General features: G+C 68.5%; 26 protein-coding genes. 11 read left to right on the top strand and 15 right to left on the bottom strand.

From position 1 onward, the window contains the following. Positions 1-39: 39 nt before the first annotated feature. Positions 40-1,014 carry a LacI family DNA-binding transcriptional regulator gene (locus G406_RS0104150; RefSeq protein WP_037075107.1) on the bottom strand — a complete coding sequence of 325 codons (975 nt, stop codon included), beginning with the start codon at positions 1,012-1,014 and terminating at the stop codon, positions 40-42. Positions 1,015-1,175: 161 nt separating this feature from the next. Between G406_RS0104150 and G406_RS0104145 the strand changes: the two genes are divergently transcribed. Together G406_RS0104145 and G406_RS0104140 are read left to right on the top strand one after the other, a co-directional pair. After that, complete coding sequence (locus G406_RS0104145) at positions 1,176-2,591, top strand: amino acid permease (RefSeq protein WP_028932834.1); 1,416 nt, start codon at positions 1,176-1,178, stop codon at positions 2,589-2,591. Continuing rightward, the gene (locus G406_RS0104140; protein ID WP_037075104.1) at positions 2,588-3,307 is read left to right on the top strand and encodes a serine hydrolase; all 720 of its coding nucleotides are present in this window, start codon (positions 2,588-2,590) and stop codon (positions 3,305-3,307) included. Before G406_RS0104145 ends, G406_RS0104140 begins: the two co-directional genes overlap by 4 nt. Positions 3,308-3,311: 4 nt before the next feature. On the opposite strand, the gene G406_RS0104135 is transcribed toward G406_RS0104140, so the two are convergent. Together G406_RS0104135 and G406_RS44520 are read right to left on the bottom strand one after the other, a co-directional pair. Continuing rightward, complete coding sequence (locus G406_RS0104135) at positions 3,312-3,671, bottom strand: nuclear transport factor 2 family protein (protein ID WP_028932833.1); 360 nt, start codon at positions 3,669-3,671, stop codon at positions 3,312-3,314. Between the two features lie 11 nt (positions 3,672-3,682). Then, a complete protein-coding gene (locus G406_RS44520) occupies positions 3,683-4,183 on the bottom strand; it encodes a quercetin 2,3-dioxygenase (RefSeq protein ID WP_051341572.1) in 501 nt (166 codons plus the stop codon). 108 nt (positions 4,184-4,291) lie between these two features. Here G406_RS44520 and G406_RS44515 point away from each other — a divergent pair, with 108 nt between their 5' ends. The 3 genes from G406_RS44515 to G406_RS0104115 all read left to right on the top strand — a co-directional run bounded on the left by G406_RS44515 (position 4,292) and on the right by G406_RS0104115 (position 7,358). Beyond that, positions 4,292-5,359, top strand: coding sequence for a helix-turn-helix transcriptional regulator (locus G406_RS44515; RefSeq protein ID WP_156934674.1), 1,068 nt, complete (start codon positions 4,292-4,294; stop codon positions 5,357-5,359). A gap of 116 nt (positions 5,360-5,475) precedes the next feature. Then, a complete protein-coding gene (locus G406_RS0104120; protein WP_028932832.1) occupies positions 5,476-6,303 on the top strand; it encodes a sugar phosphate isomerase/epimerase family protein in 828 nt (275 codons plus the stop codon). Further along, complete coding sequence (locus G406_RS0104115) at positions 6,300-7,358, top strand: Gfo/Idh/MocA family protein (protein WP_028932831.1); 1,059 nt, start codon at positions 6,300-6,302, stop codon at positions 7,356-7,358. Before G406_RS0104120 ends, G406_RS0104115 begins: the two co-directional genes overlap by 4 nt. A 5-nt stretch (positions 7,359-7,363) precedes the next feature. Here the strand turns inward: G406_RS0104115 and G406_RS0104110 are convergent, their stop codons facing one another. The 7 genes from G406_RS0104110 to G406_RS0104080 all read right to left on the bottom strand — a co-directional run bounded on the left by G406_RS0104110 (position 7,364) and on the right by G406_RS0104080 (position 15,529). Next, positions 7,364-8,167, bottom strand: coding sequence for an APH(3'') family aminoglycoside O-phosphotransferase (locus G406_RS0104110; RefSeq protein ID WP_064742851.1), 804 nt, complete (start codon positions 8,165-8,167; stop codon positions 7,364-7,366). A 166-nt stretch (positions 8,168-8,333) separates the two neighbouring features. Beyond that, positions 8,334-9,098 (bottom strand): succinate dehydrogenase/fumarate reductase iron-sulfur subunit, encoded by a 765-nt coding sequence (locus G406_RS0104105; RefSeq protein ID WP_028932829.1) that lies wholly within the window; start codon positions 9,096-9,098, stop codon positions 8,334-8,336. Then, complete coding sequence (locus G406_RS44510) at positions 9,095-11,023, bottom strand: fumarate reductase/succinate dehydrogenase flavoprotein subunit (RefSeq protein ID WP_037075199.1); 1,929 nt, start codon at positions 11,021-11,023, stop codon at positions 9,095-9,097. The genes G406_RS0104105 and G406_RS44510 overlap by 4 nt, the downstream gene beginning before the upstream one ends. 28 nt (positions 11,024-11,051) lie before the next feature. Continuing rightward, positions 11,052-11,852, bottom strand: coding sequence for a hypothetical protein (locus G406_RS0104095; RefSeq protein ID WP_028932828.1), 801 nt, complete (start codon positions 11,850-11,852; stop codon positions 11,052-11,054). Between the two features lie 246 nt (positions 11,853-12,098). Then, positions 12,099-12,854: a succinate dehydrogenase/fumarate reductase iron-sulfur subunit gene (locus tag G406_RS0104090; protein WP_028932827.1), complete on the bottom strand. Its 756-nt coding sequence runs from the start codon at positions 12,852-12,854 to the stop codon at positions 12,099-12,101. Beyond that, positions 12,851-14,791, bottom strand: a complete 1,941-nt coding sequence (locus tag G406_RS0104085; protein WP_211241043.1) for a fumarate reductase/succinate dehydrogenase flavoprotein subunit — start codon at positions 14,789-14,791, stop codon at positions 12,851-12,853. The genes G406_RS0104090 and G406_RS0104085 overlap by 4 nt, the downstream gene beginning before the upstream one ends. A gap of 15 nt (positions 14,792-14,806) precedes the next feature. Continuing rightward, positions 14,807-15,529 (bottom strand): succinate dehydrogenase cytochrome b subunit, encoded by a 723-nt coding sequence (locus G406_RS0104080; RefSeq protein WP_245607005.1) that lies wholly within the window; start codon positions 15,527-15,529, stop codon positions 14,807-14,809. A 77-nt stretch (positions 15,530-15,606) separates the two neighbouring features. On the opposite strand from G406_RS0104080, the gene G406_RS0104075 reads away from it, so the two are divergent. Next, positions 15,607-16,542 carry a LysR family transcriptional regulator gene (locus G406_RS0104075; protein WP_028932824.1) on the top strand — a complete coding sequence of 312 codons (936 nt, stop codon included), beginning with the start codon at positions 15,607-15,609 and terminating at the stop codon, positions 16,540-16,542. 280 nt (positions 16,543-16,822) lie between these two features. Here the strand turns inward: G406_RS0104075 and recX are convergent, their stop codons facing one another. The 3 genes from recX to G406_RS55435 form a co-directional block, all read right to left on the bottom strand. Continuing rightward, positions 16,823-17,383 (bottom strand): recombination regulator RecX, encoded by a 561-nt coding sequence (gene recX, locus G406_RS0104070; protein ID WP_051341564.1) that lies wholly within the window; start codon positions 17,381-17,383, stop codon positions 16,823-16,825. Positions 17,384-17,385: 2 nt separating this feature from the next. Next, positions 17,386-18,423 (bottom strand): recombinase RecA, encoded by a 1,038-nt coding sequence (gene recA, locus G406_RS0104065; RefSeq protein WP_028932822.1) that lies wholly within the window; start codon positions 18,421-18,423, stop codon positions 17,386-17,388. Positions 18,424-18,622: 199 nt separating this feature from the next. After that, a complete protein-coding gene (locus G406_RS55435; RefSeq protein ID WP_028932821.1) occupies positions 18,623-18,817 on the bottom strand; it encodes a DUF3046 domain-containing protein in 195 nt (64 codons plus the stop codon). 83 nt (positions 18,818-18,900) lie between these two features. Here G406_RS55435 and G406_RS59280 point away from each other — a divergent pair, with 83 nt between their 5' ends. Continuing rightward, positions 18,901-19,023, top strand: a complete 123-nt coding sequence (locus G406_RS59280) for a hypothetical protein (RefSeq protein WP_281172382.1) — start codon at positions 18,901-18,903, stop codon at positions 19,021-19,023. A gap of 18 nt (positions 19,024-19,041) precedes the next feature. Here G406_RS59280 and trpD read toward each other — a convergent pair whose 3' ends face one another. Next, positions 19,042-20,091, bottom strand: coding sequence for an anthranilate phosphoribosyltransferase (gene trpD / locus G406_RS0104050; RefSeq protein ID WP_028932820.1), 1,050 nt, complete (start codon positions 20,089-20,091; stop codon positions 19,042-19,044). A 25-nt stretch (positions 20,092-20,116) separates the two neighbouring features. After that, positions 20,117-20,551, bottom strand: coding sequence for a response regulator (locus G406_RS0104045; protein ID WP_051341695.1), 435 nt, complete (start codon positions 20,549-20,551; stop codon positions 20,117-20,119). 119 nt (positions 20,552-20,670) lie between these two features. On the opposite strand from G406_RS0104045, the gene ctaE reads away from it, so the two are divergent. Genes ctaE through qcrB form a run of 4 tightly spaced genes read left to right on the top strand, consistent with a single transcriptional unit; the run spans position 20,671 to position 25,001 of the window. Further along, positions 20,671-21,282 (top strand): aa3-type cytochrome oxidase subunit III, encoded by a 612-nt coding sequence (gene ctaE, locus G406_RS0104040; protein ID WP_156934673.1) that lies wholly within the window; start codon positions 20,671-20,673, stop codon positions 21,280-21,282. A 49-nt stretch (positions 21,283-21,331) separates the two neighbouring features. Beyond that, on the top strand, positions 21,332-22,165 hold the full coding sequence (gene qcrC, locus G406_RS0104035; protein WP_028932817.1) for a cytochrome bc1 complex diheme cytochrome c subunit: 834 nt from the start codon (positions 21,332-21,334) through the stop codon (positions 22,163-22,165). Further along, positions 22,162-23,304 (top strand): cytochrome bc1 complex Rieske iron-sulfur subunit, encoded by a 1,143-nt coding sequence (gene qcrA / locus G406_RS0104030; protein ID WP_028932816.1) that lies wholly within the window; start codon positions 22,162-22,164, stop codon positions 23,302-23,304. The genes qcrC and qcrA overlap by 4 nt, the downstream gene beginning before the upstream one ends. After that, the gene (gene qcrB, locus G406_RS0104025; RefSeq protein WP_028932815.1) at positions 23,301-25,001 is read left to right on the top strand and encodes a cytochrome bc1 complex cytochrome b subunit; all 1,701 of its coding nucleotides are present in this window, start codon (positions 23,301-23,303) and stop codon (positions 24,999-25,001) included. The genes qcrA and qcrB overlap by 4 nt, the downstream gene beginning before the upstream one ends. The last annotated feature ends 399 nt before the right edge of the window (positions 25,002-25,400 follow it).

Genomic DNA, 25,400 nt, shown 5'->3' with positions numbered 1-25,400 from the left:
GGCAGACGTTATGCGCTTAACGTTGTTCGCGCAACACGTTCAGCCGACTCGCGCCGGCCCGATCGACCCACGGTGGGTCAGGCTCGTCCCCAGCGCCTCCACCCAGGGCAGCTGCCGCTCGTCGTCGATCAGGTCACGCAGCATGCGTGCCGAGGTGTGCCCGAGTTCGAAGGCGGGCAGCCGAACGGTGGTCAGCGGCGGCGAGGTGATCTCGGAGAACGGCAGGTCGTCGAAAGAACCGACGGACACCTGCCCCGGAATCGACACCCCCAGCTCGGTGAAGGCGCTCAGCACCCCGTAGGCCAGTACGTCGGCGGCCGCGATCACCGCGGTGACCCCCGCGTCCCGCCACGCCGACCACGAGTCGGTGACCAGCGAGCGGGCCGCCTCGACCGTGATGTCCGCCCGTACCCAGGTCACCGAGGTGCCGTCGGTGGCGTGACACCGCTCGAACACCTGCCGCCGGCGGACCGCGAAACTCTGCCCCTCCGGCGTGGCATCGAGGTACACCAGTCGCCGGTGCCCGAGCTCGACGATCCGGTCAACCATCGCGTGAGCGCCGGGTGCGGTGTCGAAGTACACCCGCGACAGCTCGGCGGGCCCGACCGGCTCGTCCAGCATCACGACGGGACACCCGAGGCGTGCCACGTCCACGTCGGTGCCGGGGAACTCGAGCAGGATGCCGTCCACCCCGAAGGACACCAGCTGGTCGAGGTCTGGTTCGGCGCGCTCGGTGCCGGACACCGCGAGCAGCAGGCGGTACTCGTCGCCCAGTGCCTTCGCCACTCCGGCGGCGACCTGGGTGAAGAACGGGTTGCTCAGGTCCGGTGCGACCAAGGCGATGCACTGCCGTCGGCCGGTGACCAGGCTCCGCGCGGTGGAGTCGACGCGATAGCCCATCTTCTTGACCGCGAGCCACACCCGTTCCTGAGTGGCGGGTGCCACCCGCCCGTCGGCCTTGCCGTTGATGACCATGGAGACCGTCGCGATGGACACGCTCGCCTCGGCGGCCACATCGGACGCCGTGGGACGTCGCCCGGGCCCTCGACCTGCACCTTCGCGTCCCGCCAACGGTCTCTCCTCCCCCGGACGTGCGCGATCATGCCAGATTTGATGTCTGCGCAGAGTGACCGCGACGCTACGCTTCCGCGAGCACCCGGCTCCGAGGAGGACGTGTGGCTTTCCAGTACTCCCGGCTCGTCCGTCGCAAATCCGTCGCTGTGATGGTCGCCGAGTCCGGCGCGAACACCGGCGGCGGCGAGCTGAACCGGACGATCGGCGTGTTCCAGCTGGCCATGATCGGCATCGGCGCCACGATCGGGACCGGGATCTTCTTCGTCCTGTCCCAGGCGGTGCCACTGGCCGGCCCCGCGGTGGTGTGGTCGTTCGTGATCGCCGGCGTCGTGGCCGGGCTGACCGCCGTGTGTTACGCCGAGCTGGCGAGCGCCGTGCCGGTGTCCGGTTCCGCGTACTCCTACGCCTACGCGACGTTGGGTGAGGGCGTCGCGATGATCGTCGCGGCCTGTCTGTTGCTGGAGTACGGGGTGTCGGCATCGGCGGTCGCGGTCGGGTGGTCGCAGTACCTCAACCAGCTCCTGGACAACGTGTTCGGGGTCAGGATCCCGCAGGCGCTCGCGGCGGCGCCGGAGGCCGGCGGCTGGGTGAACGTCCCGGCGATGGTGCTGGTCGCGTTGTGTGCGCTGCTGCTGATCCGGGGAACGGCCGAGTCGGCGCGGGCGAACGCCGTCATGGTTCTGGTCAAGCTGGGTGTGCTCGCGCTGTTCGTGGTCATCGGCGTGCGCGGGTGGAACACCGACCACCTGGCGAACTTCGCGCCGTACGGCGTCACCGGTGTCTACGGGGCGGCCGGGGTGATCTTCTTCAGCTTCGTCGGCCTGGACAACGTGGCCACGGCGGGCGAGGAGGTGCGCAACCCTCGCCGGACCATGCCGCTGGCGATCATGATCGCGCTGGCCACGGTGACCGTGGTCTACGTGGCCGTCGCGCTGGTCGCGGTCGGTGCACAGCGGCGGGAGAAGTTCGAGGGCCAGGAGGCGGGACTCGCCGCGATCCTGCAGGACATCGTCGGGTCGAGCTGGCCGGGGACCGTGCTGGCCGCCGGCGCGATCATCTCGATCTTCAGCGTGACGCTGACCGCGCTCTACGCGCAGACCCGGATCCTGTTCGCGATGAGCCGCGACGGACTGGTCCCGCCGGTGTTCCGGCGGATCAACCCCCGGACCACCACACCGGTGCGCAACACGGTGATCGTGTCGACGGCGGCCGCGATACTCGCGGGTCTCATCCCGATCGAGTTCCTGTCCGAGATGACGAGCATCGGAACGTTGGTGGCCTTCATGGTGGTGTCGGTCGGGGTGATCGTGCTCCGCCGGACGGCGCCCGACCTGCCGAGGGGATTCCGGGTCCCCGGCTATCCGGTGACCCCGATCCTGTCGATCCTGGGCTGCCTGCTGATCATCGTCAGCCTGCGGCCGATCACCATCGTCGCCTCCGTCATCTGGACCGGCGCGGCGCTCGTCTGGTACTTCGCCTGGGGCATCCGCCACTCCGCGCTGGAGCCGCCGCGATGATCGACGAGCTCACGGGGGGCATCACCCGGGCCGAGTCGTACCTGGCGGGCCGCCCCGGTTTCGCCGGTGTCGTGGTACGGGACCGGCGGACCGGCGCGGTGTGGCGCAACGCCGACTCCGGAACCCTGATCTGGGCATGCTCCACGACGAAGCTCGCTATGGTGGTCGACCTTCTCCTGCGTGCCGATGCCGGCACGGCGAACCTCACCGAGGACGACCGCACGCTCATGCGTGCCATGCTGCACACGAGTGACGACGCCGCGGCCCACACGCTGTGGGAACGGCACGGCGGGACCGACTTCGCGCGACGGTTCCCGGGGTACGGCATGACGGACATGAGGTTCACCGACCGGCATCCGCACCACTGGGGCTGGATCCTGACCACGGCCGACGATCTCGACCGGTTGATGAACCACGTCCTCGACGAGCTGCCGGCCAGGCACCGCACCTACCTCGTGGACGAGATGCGCGCGGTGGGCCCCAACCAGCGGTGGGGTGTCTGGGGAGCGGGTGCCGCACACCGGCCGGGCGTCAAGGCCGGCTGGTCGGACGACAACGACGACGGCTCATGGCTGATGAACTCGGTGGGCTTCGCCGGGCCGGACGAGCGCTACACCGTGGCGATCATGAACAACACCGGGGTGGTCGACGGCGGCTTCGAGATCGGCAGGGAGACCACCACCGAGTACACCAGGCTCCTGTTCGAGCAGCGCTGACCGGTCACGGCCGCGCATGGACCGGGGACAGGTCCACGAACACCCGTAGGTCCGCGATCAGGTCGTCGCCATCGACCGACCAGATCGTCACCGCCGGGACGGTGACCTGCGCGCCGTCCAGACGGGTGTAGGTCACGTCGGTCTCGGCGATGGTCGTCGTCCCGACGGTCCACTCGTTGCGCACCCGGTGGCTCACGCCCCGGATGCTCGTGTGGAAGGCCGCGTCACCTGCCATCACCGCGTCGCGGCCGAGCAGCGGCTCCTGGTTGCCGAAGACCATTCTGGCGTCCTCGGCGAGCAGCGCACGGAGCCCGTCCGTGTCGTGGTCGTCGACCGTCCGGAACAAGCTGTGTGCGGTGGGCATGTCCTGTCTCCTCAGCGGGGTGGGCCGGCGGGTGCCACGAGCTCGCCGCCGTAGCGGCGGGTGGCCTCGGCGACGCGCTCGAAGTCCGACGGGTCGAAGGGCGGCGCCTGCTCGCCGACGCGGGCCCGCGTCCCGAGCTCGGCGAAGAAACCCTCGAACCCGCCGGGGGTGATCAGCAACAACGCGTGCGCCGCACTGACCCCCGGGTTGGTGAACGAGTGCGCGATGCCCCTCGGCAGATACACGAAGTCACCACCCCGGACCAGGGTGGTCTCGTCTCCCACCGACACCTGGAGCTGACCGGACAGCAGGTAGAACGCTTCGTCCTCCCTGGTGTGGATGTGCGGTGGCGGACCGCCCCCGGAAGGGATCGACGCCTCGATCAACGCGAACGCCCCGCCGGTCGACTCCGAGGTCGCCTTGAGCGTGTACGTGTCGCCGACCATCCAGATGGCCGGCCCCTGCCCCGCTCTGACGACCCCTGCTCCCGGCGACAGCTCTCCCAGCGACATCCGTTCTCCCCTCAGGTGTAGACGACGAACGCTAGGGACCAGCGGAAACTCCGTCCATGCCACATTTATGGGGTTTGTCGGCGGACCGGTCCGTGTGACCATCGACCGGTGAGCCACCGCGCGCGTGCTCGTGCGTACGACCGTGTGTCGCAGCTCGAGACCGCCGAGCTGGATCTGCCCGCGCTCTTCGACGCGGCCGCCGACGTCCTGGCGCGCGTCCTGCCGCACGACGCCGCCTGCTGGCACGCAATGGATCCGGCGACGCTCATCGAGACCAGCACCCACGTCGAGCACATGCCGCCGCCCGACCCCCGGGTCGCCGAGATCGCCTACCTGTCGAGCGATTTCAACTCGTTCCCCGAGCTGGCCCGGCGGCCCCGCCACAGCGGTGTGCTCAGCGAGGAGACCGGTGGGGACCTCCGCCGCAGCACGCGCTACCGGGAGCTTCTGGTCCCGGTGAACATGGCCGCCGAGCTGCGCGTCGCGTGCGTCGTCGACCATGCCTCCTGGGCGTGCTTCGCACTGTTCCGCCAGGCACCGGCGACGGACTTTACCGAGGACGAACGCGACTTCGCCCACGACGTGGCGGCTTCGCTCGGTCGCAGCTTCCGCGCGGCGGGGGTGCGGGCGAGGGCAGGCGAACCCGGTGTCGGCCTCTGGCCCGGGGTCCTGCTGATCGGTCGGGACCACAGGCTCGAGTCGGCCACGCCGTCCGCCCTCGGCTGGCTCCGGCAGGTCGGTTTCCTCGGCGATCCCGGCCACGACCCGCTCCCGTTCGAGGTCCTGAACGTCGCCGAGAGAGCCCGCGTCACGGCCGGGGAGGTCGCCGCTCGCGTCCTCGGCGCATCGGGCCGCTGGGTTGCGCTCCACGCGGAACCGACCGCCGGTGACGAGGATCGGGCACAGCGGGTGGCGGTCGTGCTGCAGGCGGCCGCTCCCCCGTCGATCGCACCGCTGATCTGCGCCGCCTACGGGTTGACCACACGCGAACGAGAGCTGACCGAGCTCGTGCTGCGCGGCTTCGGCACCACCGAGATCGCGGCGCGGCTGTTCGTCTCACCGCACACCGTCCAGAGCCATCTCAAATCGATCTTCGCCAAGGTCGGCGTCCGCAGCCGCAGGCAGCTGGTGGGCCGCCTGGTCACCGGCGAGGACGGGACGGCACGGCCCGGCTGAACCGTGCCCGACGCGGACATGGACACGGGCCGAACAATCGCCGCGAGGTGCCCTGCCGCCGCCGTCGCCTCGCTACGTTCGAGACGCCCCGCACGGCTCAAGGAGGTCACCGACCGATGTGGACGCTCTCCGGCTTCGCCGACGAGATCGGACCCGACCCGGCCGAGCAGTGCCGGCAGCTGCGCGAACTGGGCATCGGCTACCTGGAGCTGCGCAGCGCCTGGGGAGTCAACGTGCTCGACCTGACCGACGACCAGGTCGAGCACCTCCACGCCGCGCTCGCCCGTGACGGTATCCGGGTGTCCTCGATCGGCTCACCGATCGGAAAGATCAATATCGCCGAGGACTTCGATGCCCACCTGGTCCGGATGGATCGGGCGGTCCAGCTCGCCCACAGGTTCGAGGCGCCGTTCATCCGGGTGTTCTCGTTCTTCCTGGACTCCGGCCAGGCGCCGGCCGATCACCGGGACGAGGTGCTCCGCCGCATGCGCGAGCTGCCCCAGCGGGGCGCCGACGGTGGTGTCGTACTGCTGCACGAGAACGAGAAACACATCTACGGCGACGTCCCCGAGCGGGTGCTCGACATCGTCGAGTCGGTCGGCCTGCCCAGTCTGCGGTTGGCCTGGGACGCGGCCAACTACGTCCAGGTCGGGGTGCGGCCGTTCCGGGACGCCTACCGGATGCTGCGGCCCTACACGGACTACATCCAGATCAAGGACGCGCTGCTGGCCGACGGGACGGTCGTCCCCGCGGGCGAGGGGGACGGCGAGCTGCCCGACACGATCCGCGCGCTCGTCGCCGACGGGTTCGACGGCTTCTTCTCGATGGAACCGCACCTGGCGGCCACCGACCGGTTCGGCGGCTTCTCCGGGGCACCGGAGTTCGCGCGCGCCACGCGGGCGTTCACCGATCTGCTCGACGTCGAAGGGATTCGGTACCGGTGAGCGACAAGCTGCGGTTCGCGGTGCTGGGGGCCGGTGTGATCGGCACGATCCACTGCGCCGCGATCGCCGCGCTCTCCGACGTGGCGGAGCTGGCCGTGGTGGCGGACCCCCGCGAGCCGGCCGCCCTCACCGCGGCGAGACGGTATCTCGCCGGTGACCACACGACCGACACGGCGGGAGCGCTCGGGCGAGATGACGTCGACGTGGTGGTGGTGTGCACGCCGAGCGGCACGCATGCCGACCTGGCCGAGGCCGCGCTGCACGCCGGCAAGCACGTGGTGATCGAGAAGCCGATCGACGTCTCGCTGGCGGCAGCCGACCGGGTGATCGCCGCCGAACGCACGTCCGGGCGGACGGTGGCGGTCATCTCGCAACACCGGTTCGACCGGTCGACCGAGAAGGTGGCCGCCGCCGTGGCCGCCGGTCAGCTCGGCACCCTGACCTCGGCGAACGCGTCCTGCGCCTGGTGGCGCGGACAGAGCTACTACGACTCGGGCGACTGGCGGGGCACCCGGGAGCTCGACGGCGGCGGCGCCACGATCAACCAGGCGGTGCACACGATCGACCTCATGCTCTCGGTGATGGGCCGACCGACCGAGGTGTTCGCCTACGCCGGCCGGTTGGCGCACGAGCGCATCGAGGTCGAGGACACCGCCGTCGCGGTGGTGCGGTTCGACGGCGGAGCGCTCGGCACGATCCACGCCACCACCGCCGCCTACCCCGGGCTCGACGCGAGCCTGCGGGTGTTCGGGACCCGGGGCTCGGCCGTCATCAGCGGCGACGAGCTGACGTTCCTCTACGCCAGCGAGGGCGAGCCGCCGGAGATCGCCATGTCGGAGTCGGGGGCCGAGCTCAACCAGGTCACCGAGGCCGATCAGCTGAGTCCGGAGGAACGCGGCCTCGGGGTGTCACACGAGGCGCAGCTGCGTGACTTCGTCCGGGCGGCCACGCTCGGTGTACCGCCACGGTCGGGGACGGCTCAGGCACGGACCGCGCTCGCGGCCGTCCTCGGCATGTACGAGTCGGCGAGCACGGGCCTCCCCGTCCGGCTCTGAGCCGGTCAGCCCCAGGTCAGTGGGTCGAGATGCAGGTAGAACCGCTCTCGGTCGCGGTCGAGTGTGATGCCGTACCGGTCGGCGAACAGCGTCTCCGCCGAGTCGGCCTGCCGCTCGTCCGTCCATTTCTCCAGCCGGGACGAGGCGAGCAGGAGCGCGATGTCGGCGTACCGGTCGGCCCGTCCGAGGCGGCCGAGGTCGATGAAACCCGCCACCGTCAACGACTCCGGGTCCAGAACGATGTTGGGCAGGCACAGGTCGCCGTGGCACACGACGACGTCGGAGGCTTCCTGCGCCAGACGCTGGTCGAGCTGCGCGGTGAGCCGAGCGAGCAGCTCGTCCGAGGGCGTGTGCTGCTGCTCCTCGGGGAGGAACTCCGGGTTGACCGCACCGCGCGCGACGACGTCCCGTGCCGTGGCGTACATCTGGGCGAGGTCGCGCGCGAAGGGGCACGTCCCCGCGGGTAGCGCGTGCAACCGGGCGACGGCGTCGACGATCGACTCCCACGCCGTCATGAGCGTCGCGGCAGGTACCTGATCGGCGGGGATCCCCTCGACGGCGCTGGTCACGAGTACGGCACCGTCCGCGCCGAGGCGCCAGTCGAGCACCCGCGCGCCGGGAATCCCCTGTTCGCTGAGCCAGCCGACCCGATCCCGCTCCGCTTCCAGCGAGGCCACGTCCCCGGCGGACACGCACTTCGCATATCGGGCACCGTCGCGCGAGCGGAGGACAGCGGCCCCGGACTCCCCCGAGGTCACAGGCTCCCACTCACCCTCGCCACTCGGGAACCCGGACACCGAACCGATCACACCGACCACCCTATCCTCGACCGGCCACCATGATCACCACCGCGTGAGGGCTGATTCCGCTCGCCCGAAGAGCCCTCAGACGGTGGTGATCATGGGCGGACGCGCGCGAGGCGCCGACCCAGGCACGGATGGCCGGGGCGGCGCCTCGTGTTGAGCGCGAGAGCGGTCAGGCGTCGGTCTTCTCGCCGCGCTTGAAGATCTTGCTGCCCAGCCACACCAGCGGGTCGTACTTACGGTCGACCACTCGCTCCTTCAGCGGGATCAGCGCGTTGTCGGTGATCTTGATGTGCTCGGGGCACACCTCGGTGCAGCACTTGGTGATGTTGCAGTAACCGAGGCCGTGCTCCTCCTGCGCCGCCTTCTGCCGGTCAGCGGCGTCCAGCGGGTGCATGTCCAGCTCGGCGATGCGCATGAGGTAACGCGGCCCAGCGAACTCGGCCTTGTTCTCCTCGTGGTCCCGCACCACGTGGCAGGTGTTCTGACACAGGTAGCACTCGATGCACTTGCGGAACTCCTGGCTCCGCTCCACATCGACCTGCTGCATCCGGTACTCACCGGGGGCCACCCCCGCGGGCGGGGCGAAGGCCGGGATCTCGCGGGCCTTCGTGTAGTTGAACTCCACATCCGTGACCAGGTCACGGACCACCGGGAAGGTACGCAGCGGGGTGACCGTCACGACCTCGTCCTCGGCGAAGGTGTTCATCCGGGTCATGCACATCAGCCTGGGCCGGCCGTTGACCTCGGCGCTACAGGAACCGCACTTGCCGGCCTTGCAGTTCCAGCGGACGGCCATGTCGCCGGCCTGCGTCTGCTGCAGCCGGTGGATGATGTCGAGAACGACCTCACCCTCGTTGACCTCGACCTGGTAGTCGACCAGGTCACCCTTCTCGGAGTCGCCGCGCCAGACCCGGAAGTTCGCGTTGTAGCTCATGCCGTACCGCCCTCTCCGGCGGCCGCGCCGGCACGGTGGCCGCCGAGCTCCTCACCGGTGTAGTACTTCTTCAGCTCGTCCATCTCGAACAGGTCCAGCAGCTCCGGCCGCATCGCGATCTGCTCCTGACGCCGCAGGTGCACGTCGTCCTCGCCGTTGGCGGACAGCACCAGCAGAATGTGGCGCCAGTCGGAGTCCATCACCGGGAAGTCGTCGCGGGTGTGCCCGCCTCGGCTCTCGGTGCGCTCCACCGCCGCCTTCGCCACGCACAGCGAGACCAGCAGCATGTTGCGCAGGTCCAGCGCGAGGTGCCAGCCGGGGTTGAACTCCCGGTGTCCCTGCACCGCGACCTGGCGGGTGCGGGTGGCGAAGTCCTCGAGCTTCTTGAGCGCCAGCTCCATCTCGTCGCCCTTGCGAATGATGCCGACCAGGTCGTTCATCGTCTGCTGCAGCTCGAGGTGCACCGTGTACGGGTTCTCGCCGCCCTCGGTGTGGAACGGCAGCAACGCGCGGTCGTGCGCGGCGCTGACCTCGGACTCGTCGATCGCGGGCGGCGTGCCCAGCTCGTCGAGGTAGTTCACCGCGCCGAGCCCGCAGCGACGGCCGAACACCAGCAGGTCGGACAGCGAGTTGCCGCCGAGCCGGTTGGAGCCGTGCATACCGCCGGAGCACTCACCCGCGGCGAACAGACCGGGCACCTTCGAGGCGCCGGTGTCCGGGTCGACCTCGATGCCACCCATCACGTAGTGACAGGTCGGGCCTACCTGCATCGGCTCCTTGGTGATGTCGACGTCCGCCAGCTCCTTGAACTGGTGGTGCATCGACGGCAGCCGCTTGATGATCTCCTCGGGCTTCATCCGAGACGACACGTCCAGGAAGACACCGCCCTGGGGTGAGCCGCGACCGGCCTTCACCTCGGAGTTGATCGCCCGGGCGACCTCGTCACGGGGCAGCAGCTCAGGCGGGCGACGGTTGTTGTCCGGATCGGTGTACCAGCGGTCGCCCTCCTCCTCGGTGGTGGCGTACTGCTCCTTGAACACGTCCGGGATGTAGTCGAACATGAACCGCTTGCCCTCGGAGTTGGTCAGCACCCCGCCGTCACCACGGACGGACTCGGTGACCAGCAGCCCCTTCACCGACAGCGGCCACACCATGCCGGTCGGGTGGAACTGGATGAACTCCATGTTGATCAGCGTCGCGCCGGCGCGCAGAGCCAGCGCGTGGCCGTCGCCGGTGTACTCCCACGAGTTGCTCGTGGTCTTGAACGACTTACCGATACCGCCGGTGGCCATGACGATCGCCGGCGCCTCGAACAGGATGAACCCGCCGGTGTTGCGCCAGTAGCCGAACGCACCGGAGATCTTGCCGTCGGTCTTGATCAGGTCGGTGATGGTGCACTCGTGGAAGACCTTGATCCGCGACTCGTAGTCGCCGGTCTCCTTGAAGTCCTCCTGCTGCAGCGACACGATCTTCTGCTGCAGTGTGCGGATCAGCTCCAGGCCGGTCCGGTCACCGACGTGCGCCAGGCGGGGGTAGGTGTGCCCACCGAAGTTGCGCTGGCTGATCTTGCCGTCCTTGGTGCGGTCGAACAGCGCCCCGTAGGTCTCCAGCTCCCAGACGCGGTCCGGGGCCTCCTTGGCGTGCAGCTCGGCCATGCGCCAGTTGTTCAGGAACTTCCCACCGCGCATGGTGTCGCGGTAGTGCACCTGCCAGTTGTCGTTCGAGTTGACGTTGCCCATCGACGCGGCGCAGCCACCCTCGGCCATCACCGTGTGGGCCTTGCCGAACAGCGACTTGCTGATGATCGCGGTCTTCTTGCCCTGCAGCCGCGCCTCGATCGCGGCACGCAGGCCGGCGCCGCCGGCACCGATCACCACGACGTCGTACGAGTGCCGCTCGATGTCGGTGTTGGTCTCGGAGTTCACGTTCTCACCTGTTGTCATCTCGGCCGCCTCAGTTCACGATCCGCGGGTCGGCGAACCAGCCGGCCGACACCGCCATCACGTAGAAGTCGGTCAGCGCCAGGGTGCCCAGCGTGGTCCACGCGAGCTCCTGGTGCTTCCCGTTGAGCTTCGTGACCTGCGTCCACAACCAGTACCGGATCGGGTGCTTGGAGAAGTGGTTCAGCCGCCCGCCCATGATGCTGCGGCAGGAGTGGCAGGACGCGGTGTAGGCCCACAGCAGCACGACGTTGGCCAGGATGATCAATGTGCCCAGCCCGATACCGAAGCCGCCGTCCTTGCCGTGGAAGGCGAGGACCGCATCGATGGTGTTGATCACCGAGATGATCGCGGCGATGTAGAAGAAGTACCGGTGCAGGTTCTGGCCCAGCAGCGGGAACCGGGTCTCACCGGTGTAGCGCGCGTGCGGCTCGGCGACGGCGCAGGCCGGCGGCGACTGCCAGAAGCTGCGGTAGTACGCCTTCCGGTAGTAGTAGCAGGTGAGCCGGAACAGCAGCAGGAACGGCAGCGTGATCGCGCCGAACGGCAGGATCGGCCAGTCCGGCAGGAACCTGCCGAACAGCGACGCCTCAGGATCACACCCCAGCGAGACGCAGGGCGAGTAGAAAGGAGTCAGGTAGTGGTACTCGGGCACCCAGTACCACTTCTGCATGAATACCCGGACCGTTGCGTAGATGACCCACGCCGCCAGACCGACAACGGTCATCAGCGGTGGCAGCCACCATCGGTCCGTGCGGAGGGTTCTGGCCGCGATCTGCGCCCGACCGGCGGACGCTTCTGTGGTGGATGACACGTCGGAGAAGTCCTCATCTGCTTCGGTGTCGACGCCGTACGCTCGGTTGAACGCACGACGTCGTGTCGTTCGGATCTCACGGAGCGTACGACTTGCGTCACCGGGCAGCCCTGCCAGGTCGGAAAGATTCACCAGGCCGAGATACGTCTCACATGATCGATACCTGATCGACTTGTGCTTCGGGCAGGGCTGACCGCCCGGCCTCGTCAATAGGCCGAGCGGGTGGGATGGCGCGAGCGACGCCTTCTAGTTCTTGGCCCGACCACCCACCTTCGCCGCGAGGTAGTCGTGGTTGAGCTGAGAGATCACGTCGAGCGGGATCTCCTTCGGGCACGCGGTCGCGCACGCACCGGTGTTGGTGCATCCGCCGAAACCGGCCTCTTCGTGCGCCTCAACCATGCTCAGCACCCGCTGGTAGCGCTCCGGCTGACCCTGGGGCAGCTCACCGAGATGAGTGATCTTCGCGCCGAGGAACAGCGACGCGGATCCGTTCGGGCACGCCGCGACACACGCGCCGCACCCGATGCAGTTGGCGGCCGCGAACGCGCGGTCCGCGGCGGGCTTGGGCACCGGGGTCGCGTGCGCGTCCGGAGCCGCGCCGGTGGGCGCGGTGATGTATCCGCCTGAGGAGATGATCCGATCGAACGCGGAGCGGTTCACCACGAGGTCGCGCAGCACCGGGAACGCGGCCGACCGGAACGGCTCCACGGTGATCGTGTCGCCGTCGGAGAACTGCCGCAGGTGCAGCTGGCAGGTGGTGGTCGCCTTCTCCGGGCCGTGCGGCTCCCCGTCGATGACCATGCTGCACGCGCCGCAGATGCCCTCGCGGCAGTCGTGGTCGAACGCGACCGGATCCTCGCCGCGCAGGATGAGCTTCTCGTTGAGTACGTCCAACAGCTCGAGGAACGACATGTCCTCGGAGGCGTCGTCGACCTCGTACTTGACGAGCCGCCCTTTGCGCTCGTCGCCGTTCTGCCGCCAGACCCGCAGGTTGAGTTTCACTTGTAGCTCCGCTTGGTCGGGTGCACGTACTCGAACACCAGGTCTTCCTTGTGCAGCACCGGTGCCACGCCGGCCCCCTGGTACTCCCAGGCCGCCGCGTAGGAGAAGTTCTCGTCGTCGCGGTCCGCCTCGCCGTCCTCGGTCTGGCTCTCCGCGCGGAAGTGACCGCCGCAGGACTCGGTGCGGTGCAGCGCGTCGAGGCACATCAGCTCGGCGAGCTCCAGGAAGTCCGCGACCCGGCCGGCCTTCTCCAGGCTCTGGTTCAGCTCGGCTCCGGTGCCCGGCACGATGACGTTGTTCCAGAACTCGCGGCGCAGCTCCGGAATGCGATCCAGTGCTTTGCGCAGGCCCTCCTCGGTGCGCTCCATGCCGCAGTAGTCCCACATGATGTGGCCCAGCTCGCGGTGGAACGAGTCGACCGTGCGGTTGCCCTTGATCGACAGCAGCTTCTCGATGCGGTCGGTCACCTCACGGTGCGCCGCGACGACCTCGGGGTGGTCCGGCTCGACCGGAGCGAGCTTGTTGCTGGCCAGGTAGTCACCGATGGTGTTGGGCAGCACGAAGTAGCCGTCGGCGAGGCCCTGCATGAGCGCCGAGGCGCCGAGACGGTTGGCGCCGTGGTCGGAGAAGTTCGCCTCGCCTGCGACGTACAGGCCCGGGATCGTGCTCTGCAGGTCGTAGTCCACCCACAGCCCGCCCATCGTGTAGTGCACGGCGGGGAAGATGCGCATCGGGACCTGGTACGGGTCCTCGCCGGTGATGCGCTCGTACATCTGGAAGAGGTTCCCGTACTTCGCGGCGACGGCACTGCGCCCGAGACGCTGGATGGCGTCGTCGAAGTCCAGGTAGACACCGAGCCCGGTGGGTCCGACGCCGCGCTTCTCGTCGCACACGTTCTTCGCCGCGCGGCTGGCGATGTCCCGAGGGACGAGGTTGCCGAACGCCGGGTACTGCCGTTCGAGGAAGTAGTCGCGCTCGTCGTGCGGGATGTCGTTCGGAGCCCGGTCGTCACCCACGCGCTTGGGCACCCACACCCGGCCGTCGTTGCGCAGCGACTCCGACATCAGCGTCAGCTTCGACTGGTGGTCGCCGGACACCGGGATGCAGGTCGGATGGATCTGGGTGTAGCAGGGGTTGGCGAACAACGCGCCCTTGCGATGTGCCCGCCAGGACGCCGTGACGTTGCAGCCCTTGGCGTTGGTGGACAGGTAGAAGACGTTTCCGTAGCCGCCGGAGGCCAGCACGACCGCATCGGCGAGGTGGGTGGTGATCTCACCGGTGACCATGTCCCTGGCGACGATGCCCCTGGCCCGGCCGTCGACGATGACCAGCTCGAGCATCTCGTGCCGCGCGTACATCGTGACGTTGCCGGCGTCGATCTGGCGTTCGAGCGCCTGGTACGCACCGATCAGCAGCTGCTGCCCGGTCTGACCCCGCGCGTAGAACGTGCGGGAGACCTGCACACCGCCGAAGGAGCGGGTGTCGAGCAGCCCGCCGTACTCGCGGGCGAACGGGACGCCCTGCGCCACGCACTGGTCGATGATCTGGCGGCTGATCTCGGCCAGCCGGTGCACGTTGGACTCCCGCGCGCGGAAGTCGCCGCCCTTCACCGTGTCGTAGAACAGCCGGTACACGCTGTCGCCGTCGTTACGGTAGTTCTTGGCGGCGTTGATGCCGCCCTGCGCGGCGATCGAGTGCGCGCGGCGCGGGCTGTCCTGGTAGCAGAACGAGCTGACCTGGTAGCCCAGCTCACCCAGGGAGGCGGCACCCGCTCCCCCGGCGAGCCCGGTGCCGACCATGATGATGTGCAGCTTGCGTTTGTTGGTGGGGTTGACCAGCTTCATGCCGAAGCGGCGGCGTTCCCAGCGGGTCTCGATCGGCCCGTCGGGCGCGGCCTTGTCGGCGATGGGTGAGCCGACGGTGTAGTCGGAGTACATGTTCATGATCGCCCCTCAGACCAATCCGAAGGTCACCGCGAGCGGGACCGAGAGGAAGCCGGCGGTGAGTACGACGGCGAATACCGTGGAGAAGCCCTTGAGCTTCTTCTCGCGTGCGTTGGTGGACCAGCCGAGCGTCTGCAGGCCGCTCCACAGCCCGTGCCGGATGTGGATGCCGACCGACACGACCGCGAGGACGTAGAACACCGTCACGTACCAGCGTTCGGGGGTGAAGTCGGCGTGCAGGTTGGCGTAGACCTGCAGGTGCACGCCGTGTGGGTTGAGCGTCCCGGTGGTCAGGTCGAGCAGGTGGTAGATGACGAACAGGAGCACGATGACGCCGCCCCAGCGCATGGTGCGCGCCGCGTAGCTGCCCGCGACCTTGTTGCGCACCGCGTACCGCACCGGCCGCGCGCGCCGGGCCCGCAAGGTCAGGACCGTGGCCGACCAGATGTGCGCCACGATCGACACGGTCAGCACCGCCCGGACGAGCCACAACGTGCCCTCGAAGGGCACGGCCGGTTCCAGGATGGTGCGCAGCCAGGCGGCGTATCCGTCGATCGCCTCGGGACCGAGGAAGATCTTCAGGTTCCCGACCATGTGCAGGACCAGGTACAGCAGCATGAACGCGCCGCTGACCGCCATGACGAACTTCCACAGTGCCGAGGGAATCCGGTGTGAACGGTGCGCCGGAGAACTCTGCTCCGTGCGCTGCTTCGTCGAGACCAGTGTCCTCACGGGAATCAGTGGACTATCCCGGTTTCCGAACGTCCAATGCATCGGAGCACCAGGTTCGATGCACGTAGGCTATATCCGTGACACTTCAGCAGCTCATGTACTTCGTGGCGATTACCGACGTGCGCAGCTTCACTCGCGCGGCGGAGATCACCGGTGTCGCGCAGCCCACACTGTCGCGGCAGGTCAAGGCCCTGGAGGACGAGCTGGGAGCCCCGCTGCTGAACCGGGGCAAGAGCGTCACGCTCACCCCCGCTGGTGAGGCGGTGCTGCCGCTGGCCAGGCGGATGCTGGCCGACGCGGAGAGCGCCCGCACCGCCGTCGCCGAGATCGTCGGCCTGCGCAGGGGCAACCTGCGGGTCGGCGCCACCCCGTCACTGTGCATCGGTGTGCTGGCCGACGTGCTGCGGGTGTTCCACGAGCAGCACCCGGAGATTCACCTGCATCTCGCGGAGAACGGCTCCCAGCCCCTGGTCCAGGACCTGTCCCAGGGCGCCCTCGACGTCGCGCTGGTGATCGTCCCGCCGACCGGCCTCGACCCGGCACTACACATCACGCCCCTGCTGCGCGAGCGGCTGTCGGTGGCGTCGCCTCAGTCGGGCCGGTCTCCGTCCAGCCGAGGCTCGATGTCGATCACCGAGCTGTCCCGCCGCTCGCTGGTGATGGTGCGGCAGGGCTACGACCTGCGCGAAGTGACCCTGCAGGCCTACCGGGACGCCGGCGTGACCCCTCGGTACGCCGTCGAGGGCGGCGAGATGGACGCGGTCCTACGCCTGGTCGAATCCGGGACGGGTGTCGCGGTGGTACCCGACCTGGTGTTCGCCGGCCGCCCACGCCTGCGCCGCACCGTGCTGACCCCGCCCCTCTACCGAACGGTCGCGATCGCCCGCCGCGCGGACACGGCACCGATCCAGGCAGCTCAGGCGTTCACCGACACCCTGCTGTCCTTCGTGGGCGACATCGCGGCGGCAACGGGCCCAGCAGCCGACGTCCAGGTCCTGCACCGGTCCTTCTAGGCCTGTTCCGCGCGGAGTTTTTCGGTGACCACCCCGGCTCGCAAGCTCGCTGGGGTACTCCCCGAAGAACAAGCTCCTTCGTCGCCAAGCGCGCGCTTGTTGCCAACGTGGGAGCCGCCCTGACAGCTGACGAGGTGGGTTTCGGACAGTCAAGGCGCCGGCCTTCGCCGGAACTCCTCCGGAGACTCGCGGAGCCAGCTTTGCTGTGGTTCGGTTCGGTTCGGCTCGGCTCGCGGCCGACCGATCACACCACACGGCACGGTGTGGCAGCGCTGATCCGTCAGGCCAGGTCGGGTGGGCCGAGCTCGTCTTCTTCTGCTCCGCGCTCGGCCAGGGCCGCTCGGACGACCTCGTTGGACACCCCGGACGGGTAGCCCTTGCGGGCCAGCATGCCGAGCAACCTGCGGCCGGCCTTCACCCGGTCGTCCGGGCCGTCGACGGTCATCGTGCGCAGCCGCTTGTCGACCAGCTCGCGGGCGCGGGCCCGCTCGGACTCCGGGTCGACCTCGGCCAAAGCCTCGTCGGCCACTTCCTTGGCGACACCCTTGCGGTGCAGCTCCATGGCGATCGCCCGCCGGCCGAGACCACGGTGCTGGTGCCGCGACCGGACCCACTGCCCGGCGAACGCCTCGTCATCGATCAGGCCGACCTCGTCGAAGCGATCGAGGATCCGCGCCGACACGGCGTCCTCGATGCCTCGGCGACGAAGCGCGTCGGCCAGCTCCGACCGGGTCCGTGCCCGGTCGGTGAGCAGCCGAAGGCAGATCGCCTTCGCGGTCGTCTCAGGATCGTCCGGCGGGTCGGCGGCGCGAGCCCTCGACCTCGTCGACTCCCACGCCACGATCAGAAGTCGACCGGAGCCGGCACCGTCGCATCGGCGTCCAGCTGTGCACCGATACCCAGCTTCTCCTTGATCCGCTTCTCGATCTCAGCGGCCACGTCCGGGTTCTCCAGCAGGAACTTACGGGCGTTCTCCTTGCCCTGCCCCAGCTGGTCGCCCTCGTAGGTGTACCAGGCGCCGGCCTTGCGGATCAGCGCCTGCTCGACACCCACGTCGATGAGCGAGCCCTCCCGGCTGATGCCCTTGCCGAACAGGATGTCGAACTCCGCCTGCTTGAACGGCGGCGCCACCTTGTTCTTCACGACCTTGACCCGAGTGCGGTTACCGACCGCGTCGGTGCCGTCCTTCAAGGTCTCGATGCGGCGGATGTCCAGACGCACCGAGGCGTAGAACTTCAGCGCCTTACCTCCGGTCGTGGTCTCCGGCGAGCCGAACATGACGCCGATCTTCTCGCGGAGCTGGTTGATGAAGATCGCGGTCGTTCCCGAGTTGTTCAACGCACTGGTGATCTTGCGCAGCGCCTGGCTCATGAGCCTGGCCTGCAGACCGACGTGGCTGTCGCCCATCTCGCCCTCGATCTCGGCGCGGGGCACCAGCGCGGCGACCGAGTCGATGACGATGACGTCGAGCGCACCGGAGCGGATCAGCATGTCGGCGATCTCCAGCGCCTGCTCACCCGTATCGGGCTGGGAGACGAGCAGCGCGTCCGTGTCGACGCCCAGAGCCTTGGCGTACTCCGGGTCGAGCGCATGCTCGGCGTCGATGAACGCCACCACGCCACCGGCGGCCTGCGCGTTGGCCACCGCGTGCAGCGCGACGGTCGTCTTGCCGGAGGACTCCGGGCCGTAGATCTCGACGATCCGGCCGCGGGGCAGCCCGCCGACGCCGAGCGCCACGTCCAGTGCGATCGAACCGGTCGGCGTGACCCCGATGGGTGCGCGCACCTCGTCTCCGAGGCGCATCACCGAGCCCTTGCCGTGGTTCTTCTCGATCTGGGCGAGCGCGAGTGCTAGCGCCTTCTCGCGGTCGGGAGCGCTCATCGAATTGCCACCTTGTCAAAGTAGGGATGCGATGGGGATGACGTTAGGGCTCACGTCCGACATTTTGTGGGCCACGACTGCCGTCGGTGGATAACTCCGCCGCATGTGGACAACACCATAGCCGAACGGCTGTTCGAAGCCGCAAGGACACGCCGTTGTGGCAAGATGCGCCGCTCAACGCCCGATGCCGAACCTCGCGTCACCGTCGTTCGGCCGGAACCTCGAAAGTCGCGCACACCGCGCGCCAGACGTCCTTCGGGTCGATGCCTGCTTCCAGGGCCTGGTCCACCGTCCGGCCGCCGAGGTCCGCGATGACGTGGTCCGCCGCGAGCGAGCCGGCACGAACCGAGCCGAACTCCTCGGCCATGAGCTGTCGGAAATGGGTCAATCGCACCCCCGCACGCTAACCGCCGCCGATGCCAGGCCGACGCCCGGACCGTCGACCGCCCGGCGACCGATTTTCGGTACCGTGGCCAGATGCTGGCCACACCGGACCCGACCGGGCTGTCCTCCCCGCTCGGACAGCTCGTCGTCCTGGCCGGTCTGGTCGCCGGGCTCGTGGTCATCGCGCGCTGGTGGTGGAGCCAGCGCAAGCGCTAGCGGTGTGCTGAACAACTCCTAGGAGTGTTCGCTCAGCGAATTCGACAGCGTCACCCAACGGGCCAGCAATGATTCGGCGGCGCCGGAATCGACAGCGGCGGCGACCCGATCGAGTGCCGTGCGCAAATCGGTCACCAAATCGTCGCTCAATCCGGTGAACGCCGCGACCGCACCCGCCGCATTCACCAGCACCGCGTCCCGGACCGGACCGGTTTCGCCAGCGAACAGCCGCCTGGCGACGTCGGCGTTGAACGCGACGTCCCCACCGCGCAGATCGCTCATGTCCACCCGGGGCAGACCCAGCTCCGTCACGTCCAGCGAGTCACGCCGGACCTTGCCGTCGCTCACCACCCACACCGACGTCGTGCTGGTCGTGGTGATCTCGTCGAGCCCGTCGTCGCCCCGGACCACGAGGGCGGAGGAACCACGGCCGGCGAGCACCTCGGCGATGACCGGGGCGAGCCGCTGGTCGGCGCAGCCGACGAGGCCGGCGGACGGCTGCGCCGGGTTGGTCAGCGGGCCCAGCAGGTTCATCGCGGTGGGCACACCCAGCTCGCGGCGCGCCGCCGCCGCGAAACGCATGGACGAGTGGAACACCGGCGCGAAGCAGAAGCCGATACCCAGCTCCCGGACACACCGCGCGACCGCATCGGAGTCGAGACCGATCGACACACCCAGCTCTTCGAGCAGGTCGGCGGCACCGGAACGGGACGAGGCCGCGCGGTTCCCGTGCTTCACCACCGGCACGCCGGCGGCCGCCACGACGACCGAGGTCATGGTGGAGATGTTGACGCTGTGCGACCGATCGCCCCCGGTACCGACGACGTCGACGGCGGGCGTGGTGAGCGTCACCCGCTTGCCGTGCGCCAGCATCGCCTTCGCCAGCCCGGCGATCTCCTCCGCCGTCTCGCCCTTACCGCGCAGCGCGATGAGGAAGCCGGCCAGCCGGACGTCGGTGGCGTCACCGGCCAGTACCTGGTCCATCACCCACGCGGTGTCGGCCTCGGTCAGGTCGGTGCCGGCGAGCAACAGCCCGATCAGGTCCGGCCAGGTGCGCTCGCCGCCCACCTGAGACTCCGGCTGAGACAAGGCCTCAGGCCCTGGTGGCCGGAACCCCGCGCCGACGCAGCACGTCGGCGACGGTCTCCGCGGCCAGCAGCGGGTCGAGCGGGTGCACCAGCACCGCGTCGGCCTGCGACCACGTCGCCAGCCACCGGTCGTCCCTGCGCTGCACCGCGACCACGATCGGCGGGCAGTCGGTGATCTCGTTCTTCAGCTGGCGGGACAACCCGATGCCCCCGGTCGGCTGAGCCTCACCGTCGAGAATCGCCAGGTCGACCTTGCCCGAGTCCATCGCGACCAGCACTTCGGCGATCGTCGAGGCCTCGAGGAACTTCACCCTGCCGACGTCAGGCGCGGGCCGTCTGCCCACCGCGTTGGTGATGGACTCCCGGACCTGGTCACGATGGCTGAAGACCAGAACGGTCCGCTGAACCGACTCGTTCTCCGCGCCTGCTGCATTACTCACGGCGGTGATGATATCCGGGGAACGGAACACCACCAGGGCGGCTGTCGGTCCCCTTAACGAAGGCAATGTGACGCAGCGCGCGTAACCCTGAACGGACCGGAATGGCCTAACGGGTAATAATGACCCCCGTGACGACGGCAGCTCCCAATATCAGTCAGCGAATCCACTCGCTGAACCGACCGAACATGGTCAGCATCGGCACGATCGTCTGGCTGTCCAGCGAGCTGATGTTCTTCGCCGGGCTCTTCGCGATCTACTTCACCGCGCGGGCACAGAACGTCGGCGAGTGGCCACCACCCCCGACCGAACTGAACGTGCCCTACGCGCTGGTCGTGACGATCGTCCTGGTCGCGTCCTCGTTCACCTGCCAGTACGGCGTGTTCGCCGCCGAGCGCGGCGACGTGTTCGGCCTGCGCAGGTGGTACCTGGTGACGCTCATCATGGGCACGTTCTTCGTGCTCGGTCAGGCGAACGAGTACCGGGTGCTCATCACCGAGCACGCCACCACGATCCCCTCAGGCGCGTACGGCACTGTCTTCTACCTGACCACCGGGTTCCACGCCCTGCACGTGACCGGTGGGCTCATCGCGTTCGTCTTCCTGCTGATCCGCACCAAGCTCAGCAAGTTCACACCGGCACAGGCCACCGCCGCGATCGTCGTGTCCTACTACTGGCACTTCGTCGACGTCGTCTGGATCGGCCTGTTCGCCGTGATCTACTTCATCCGCTGACCGCTCGCTACGAGCGCCTGATCTGACAGCGAGGGTTCGAGACTCCGCGATGACTCCCACCACATCCCGCCGCCGAGGCGGCCGGAGCAAGATGCAACGCCGCGTGGCCGGCGCCCTTGCGCTGGGCATTGCACTGCTCAGCGCGGGAGCCCTGTACTCCGTGTTCGCACCGCAGCCACAGACCGCCGTCGCGGCCGACGACTCCCAGCTCGTCGCTCAGGGCCAGCAGGTCTTCGACAACCACTGCATCAGCTGCCACGGTGCCAACCTGCAGGGTGTCGCCGACCGAGGCCCCAGCCTGATCGGTGTCGGCTCCGCCGCCACCTACTTCCAGGTGTCGAGCGGCCGCATGCCGCTGGCCCGCCAGGAGGCGCAGGCCGAGCGCAAGCACCCGCTGGCCGACCTCGACATGAGCAAGCCGGAAGGCGCGCACAACATCGACGCGCTGTCCGCGTTCGTGCAGGCCAACGGTGGCGGCCCGCAGCGCCCGGCCGAGGACGGGATGGCCCTGCGCGGGCCGAACCCGGCTCGCGGTGGTGAGCTCTTCCGGCTGAACTGCGCCTCGTGCCACAACTTCACCGCACAGGGTGGCGCGCTCTCCTCCGGCAAGTTCGCGCCGCCGCTCGCCCCGGCGACCGAAGCGCAGATCTACACCGCGATGCTCAGCGGCCCGCAGAACATGCCGCACTTCTCCGACCGGCAGCTCGCTCCGGACGAGAAGAAGGACATCATCGCGTACGTCAAGTCGGTGGCCGACGGCCAGAACGACCCCGGCGGCAACGGCCTCGGCGGTATCGGCCCGGTGTCCGAGGGCCTGATCGCCTGGGTCTTCGGCATCACCGCGATGGTCGCCGTCGCACTGTGGTTGGGAGCAAAGGCATGAGTGGCGGTACCTCCAACCGGCCGACCCAGGCCGAGGTGGACGAGATGACGCCGGAGCAGCTGGCCCAGCTGGCCTCCGAGCTCGACGACGTCGTCGTCCATCGCAACGCGCCTCGGTTCCCGGTCGAGGGGACCCGCGCCGAGAAGCGCGCCGAGCGCGCGGTCGCCAAGTGGTTCCTGCTGTCGGCGCTGTTCGCGCTGATCTTCGTGGTCGGTTTCATCGCCTGGCCGTTCCAGTACAAGGCACCCGGCCAGCCCGGTCACCTCATGTACTCGCTGTACACCCCGGTCATCGGCACCAGCTTCGGCCTGGCGCTGCTGACCATCGGCGTCGGTCTGATCACCTACGTCAAGCGCTTCTTCCCCGACGAGCTGTCGGTCCAGCAGCGCCACGACGGCCGGTCGGACGACATCGACCGCCGCACCGTGATGGCCCAGCTGGCCAGCGCGGGCAAGAGCACCGGCTTCGGCCGCCGCAAGATGATCATGCGCAGCCTCGGTCTTGCCGGTGGCATCTTCGGCCTCGGGGTCGGGGTCGTCGCACTCGGTGGCCTCATCCGCAACCCGTGGAAGGGCGGCGCCGAGGCCGCGCTGTGGGTCACACCGTGGAAGTCCGAGCACGGTGAGACCGTCTACCTGCGCCGCGACGTCTCGCTCCCGGCCGAGGAGATCCTCAAGAACAAGATCGAGGTCCGGGTCCGCCCCGAGGACCTCGACGCCGCGAGCATCGAGACCGTCTTCCCGTTCCGCCTGTCCGACCTGGAGAGCGCGGAGAAGCTGGACGAGCCGCTGCACGCCTCCGACGCACCGGTCATGCTGATCCGGCTCCGCCCGGGCACCAAGGTCACGCAGCGCGCCGGCCGGGAGAACTTCCACTACGGCGACTACTACGCATACTCGAAGGTCTGCACCCACCTGGGCTGCCCGACCTCGCTGTTCGAGGCGCAGACGAACCGCATCCTCTGCCCGTGCCACCAGTCGCAGTTCCTGGCCACCGAGTACGCCAAGCCGGTGTTCGGTCCCGCCACCCGGGCGCTTCCACAACTTCCCATCTCGGTCGACAAAGAGGGATACTTCGTGGCGACCGGCGACTTCGACGAAGCTGTTGGACCCGGCTTCTGGGAGCGGAGATCATCGTGAGTTCCATCACCACCCCCACCACGAGTTCGGGGGCGCTGCAGGCGAAAGCCGCTGACGCCCTCGACCAGCTCGACGAGCGGTATCACCCGGCCTCCGGGATGCGTAAGCAGTTCAACAAGGTCTTCCCGACGCACTGGTCGTTCATGCTCGGTGAGATCGCGCTGTACAGCTTCATCGTCCTGCTCGCGTCCGGTACGTACCTGGGCCTCTTCTTCGACCCGTCGATGCAGGAGGTCACCTACAACGGGGCGTTCGACAACCTGCGCGGTCTGTCGATGTCCCGTGCCTACGAGAGCGCGCTCGGTATCTCCTTCGACGTGCGCGGCGGCCTGTTCGTCCGGCAGATCCACCATTGGGCGGCGCTGCTGTTCGTCGCGGCGATGTTCGTGCACATGTTCCGCACCTACTTCACCGGCGCGTTCCGCAAGCCGCGCGAGACCAACTGGGTCATCGGCATCGTCCTGATCCTGATGGGCTTCATGGAGGGCTTCACCGGCTACTCCCTGCCCGACGACCTGCTGTCCGGCACCGGCCTGCGGATCATGTCCGGCTTCATGATGTCCATCCCGGTGATGGGCACCTGGACGCACTGGCTGGTCTTCGGTGGCGAGTTCCCGGGTCACGAGCTGATCCCGAGGCTCTACATCGTCCACGTGTTCTTGTTGCCCGGCATCCTGCTGGCGCTGATCGCGGTGCACGTCGGACTGGTCTGGTACCAGAAGCACACCCAGTTCCCCGGCCCGGGACGGACCGAGAAGAACGTCGTCGGCGTCCGCATCCTGCCGGTCTTCGCCGCCAAGGGTGCCGCGTTCGGCGCCGCCTGCATCGGCATCATCTGCCTGATGGCGGGGCTCTTCCAGATCAACCCGATCTGGAACTTCGGCCCGTACAACCCGTCGCACATCTCGGCCGGTTCACAGCCCGACTGGTACGTGCTGTTCACCGAGGGCATGCTCCGCATCTTCCCGCCGTGGGAGATCAACATCGCGGACACCTACCTGATCCCGCCTGCGTTCTGGGCCAGCCCGCTGTTCCTCCCGCTCATCCACGGCCTCGCGGCCATGTACCCGATGATCGAGCGGAAGTTCACCAAGGACAACGCGATGCACAACCTGTTGCAGCGTCCGAGGGATGTCCCGGTCCGTACCTCGCTGGGCATCATGGCGATCACGTTCTACGCCTGGCTGGTGCTGTGCGGCTCGAACGACATCATCTCCGAGCGGTTCAACATCTCGCTGAACGCGACCACCTGGGCGGGCCGGATCGGCATCTTCCTGCTGCCGCCGCTGGCCTACTGGGTCACCTACCGGTTCTGCATCGGTCTGCAGCGCAGCGACCGCGCGGTGCTGGAGCACGGCATCGAGACGGGCATCATCAAGCGGCTGCCGCACGGTGAGTTCATCGAGGTCCACCAGCCGCTGGCCGGCGTCGACTCGCACGGTCACGCCATTCCGCTCGCCTACCAGGGCGCTGCCGTTCCGAAGCGGATGAACCAGCTCGGCACCGCCGGCCACCCGGTCCCCGGCTCGTTCATGAGCCCGGACCCCGCCGACGAGACCGCCGCACTCGAGCAGGCCCGCGCCGACGCCCTGACCGGCTCGAACGGCCACTCGTCGAACGGCCACGCCGGTTCGAACGGTCACTCCAACACGGGGGCGCGCGAGCTTGCGGGCCGCCCGATGGACGACAACGGCTGAGTCTCCACATCCAGCAACACAAGCGGGCCCGACCACAAGGTCGGGCCCGCTTTGTCATGTCATGCTTAGCGGCTCGCACAGAGATCCCCAGACCAATGCCGCTCAGGTTAAGTAGATCATGGTGCGTGACCTGCGGTTTTGCTTGTGGTTGTGTCTACTACGGTCCGGACCGGGGCCGGTGAGGTTCGGGTCCGGTCGTGGCGGCCGACTGGCGGTTGGGTGCGCGGGCTGCGCCCGGCAGCCACCGAATCCTGATCACCCCACCAGTCACATCAGCACCATCGGGGCGACTTCGCAGAGCTTCATGTCGCGTCGCAGACACTGCAGCATCTGCGACGCGACACGAGGCTCTGCGAGGTGGTGCGTATGGGACCGGTGGAGCTAGTGGTGTGCTGGTTC

Source organism: Actinospineispora spinosispora DSM 44797, assembly GCF_000429025.1.
In the GTDB taxonomy this organism is placed as follows: Bacteria; Actinomycetota; Actinomycetes; order Mycobacteriales; family Pseudonocardiaceae; genus Pseudonocardia; species Pseudonocardia spinosispora.
The sequence above is the reverse complement of the archived record's forward strand: the minus strand, read 5'-3'. Positions and strand labels throughout refer to the sequence as shown.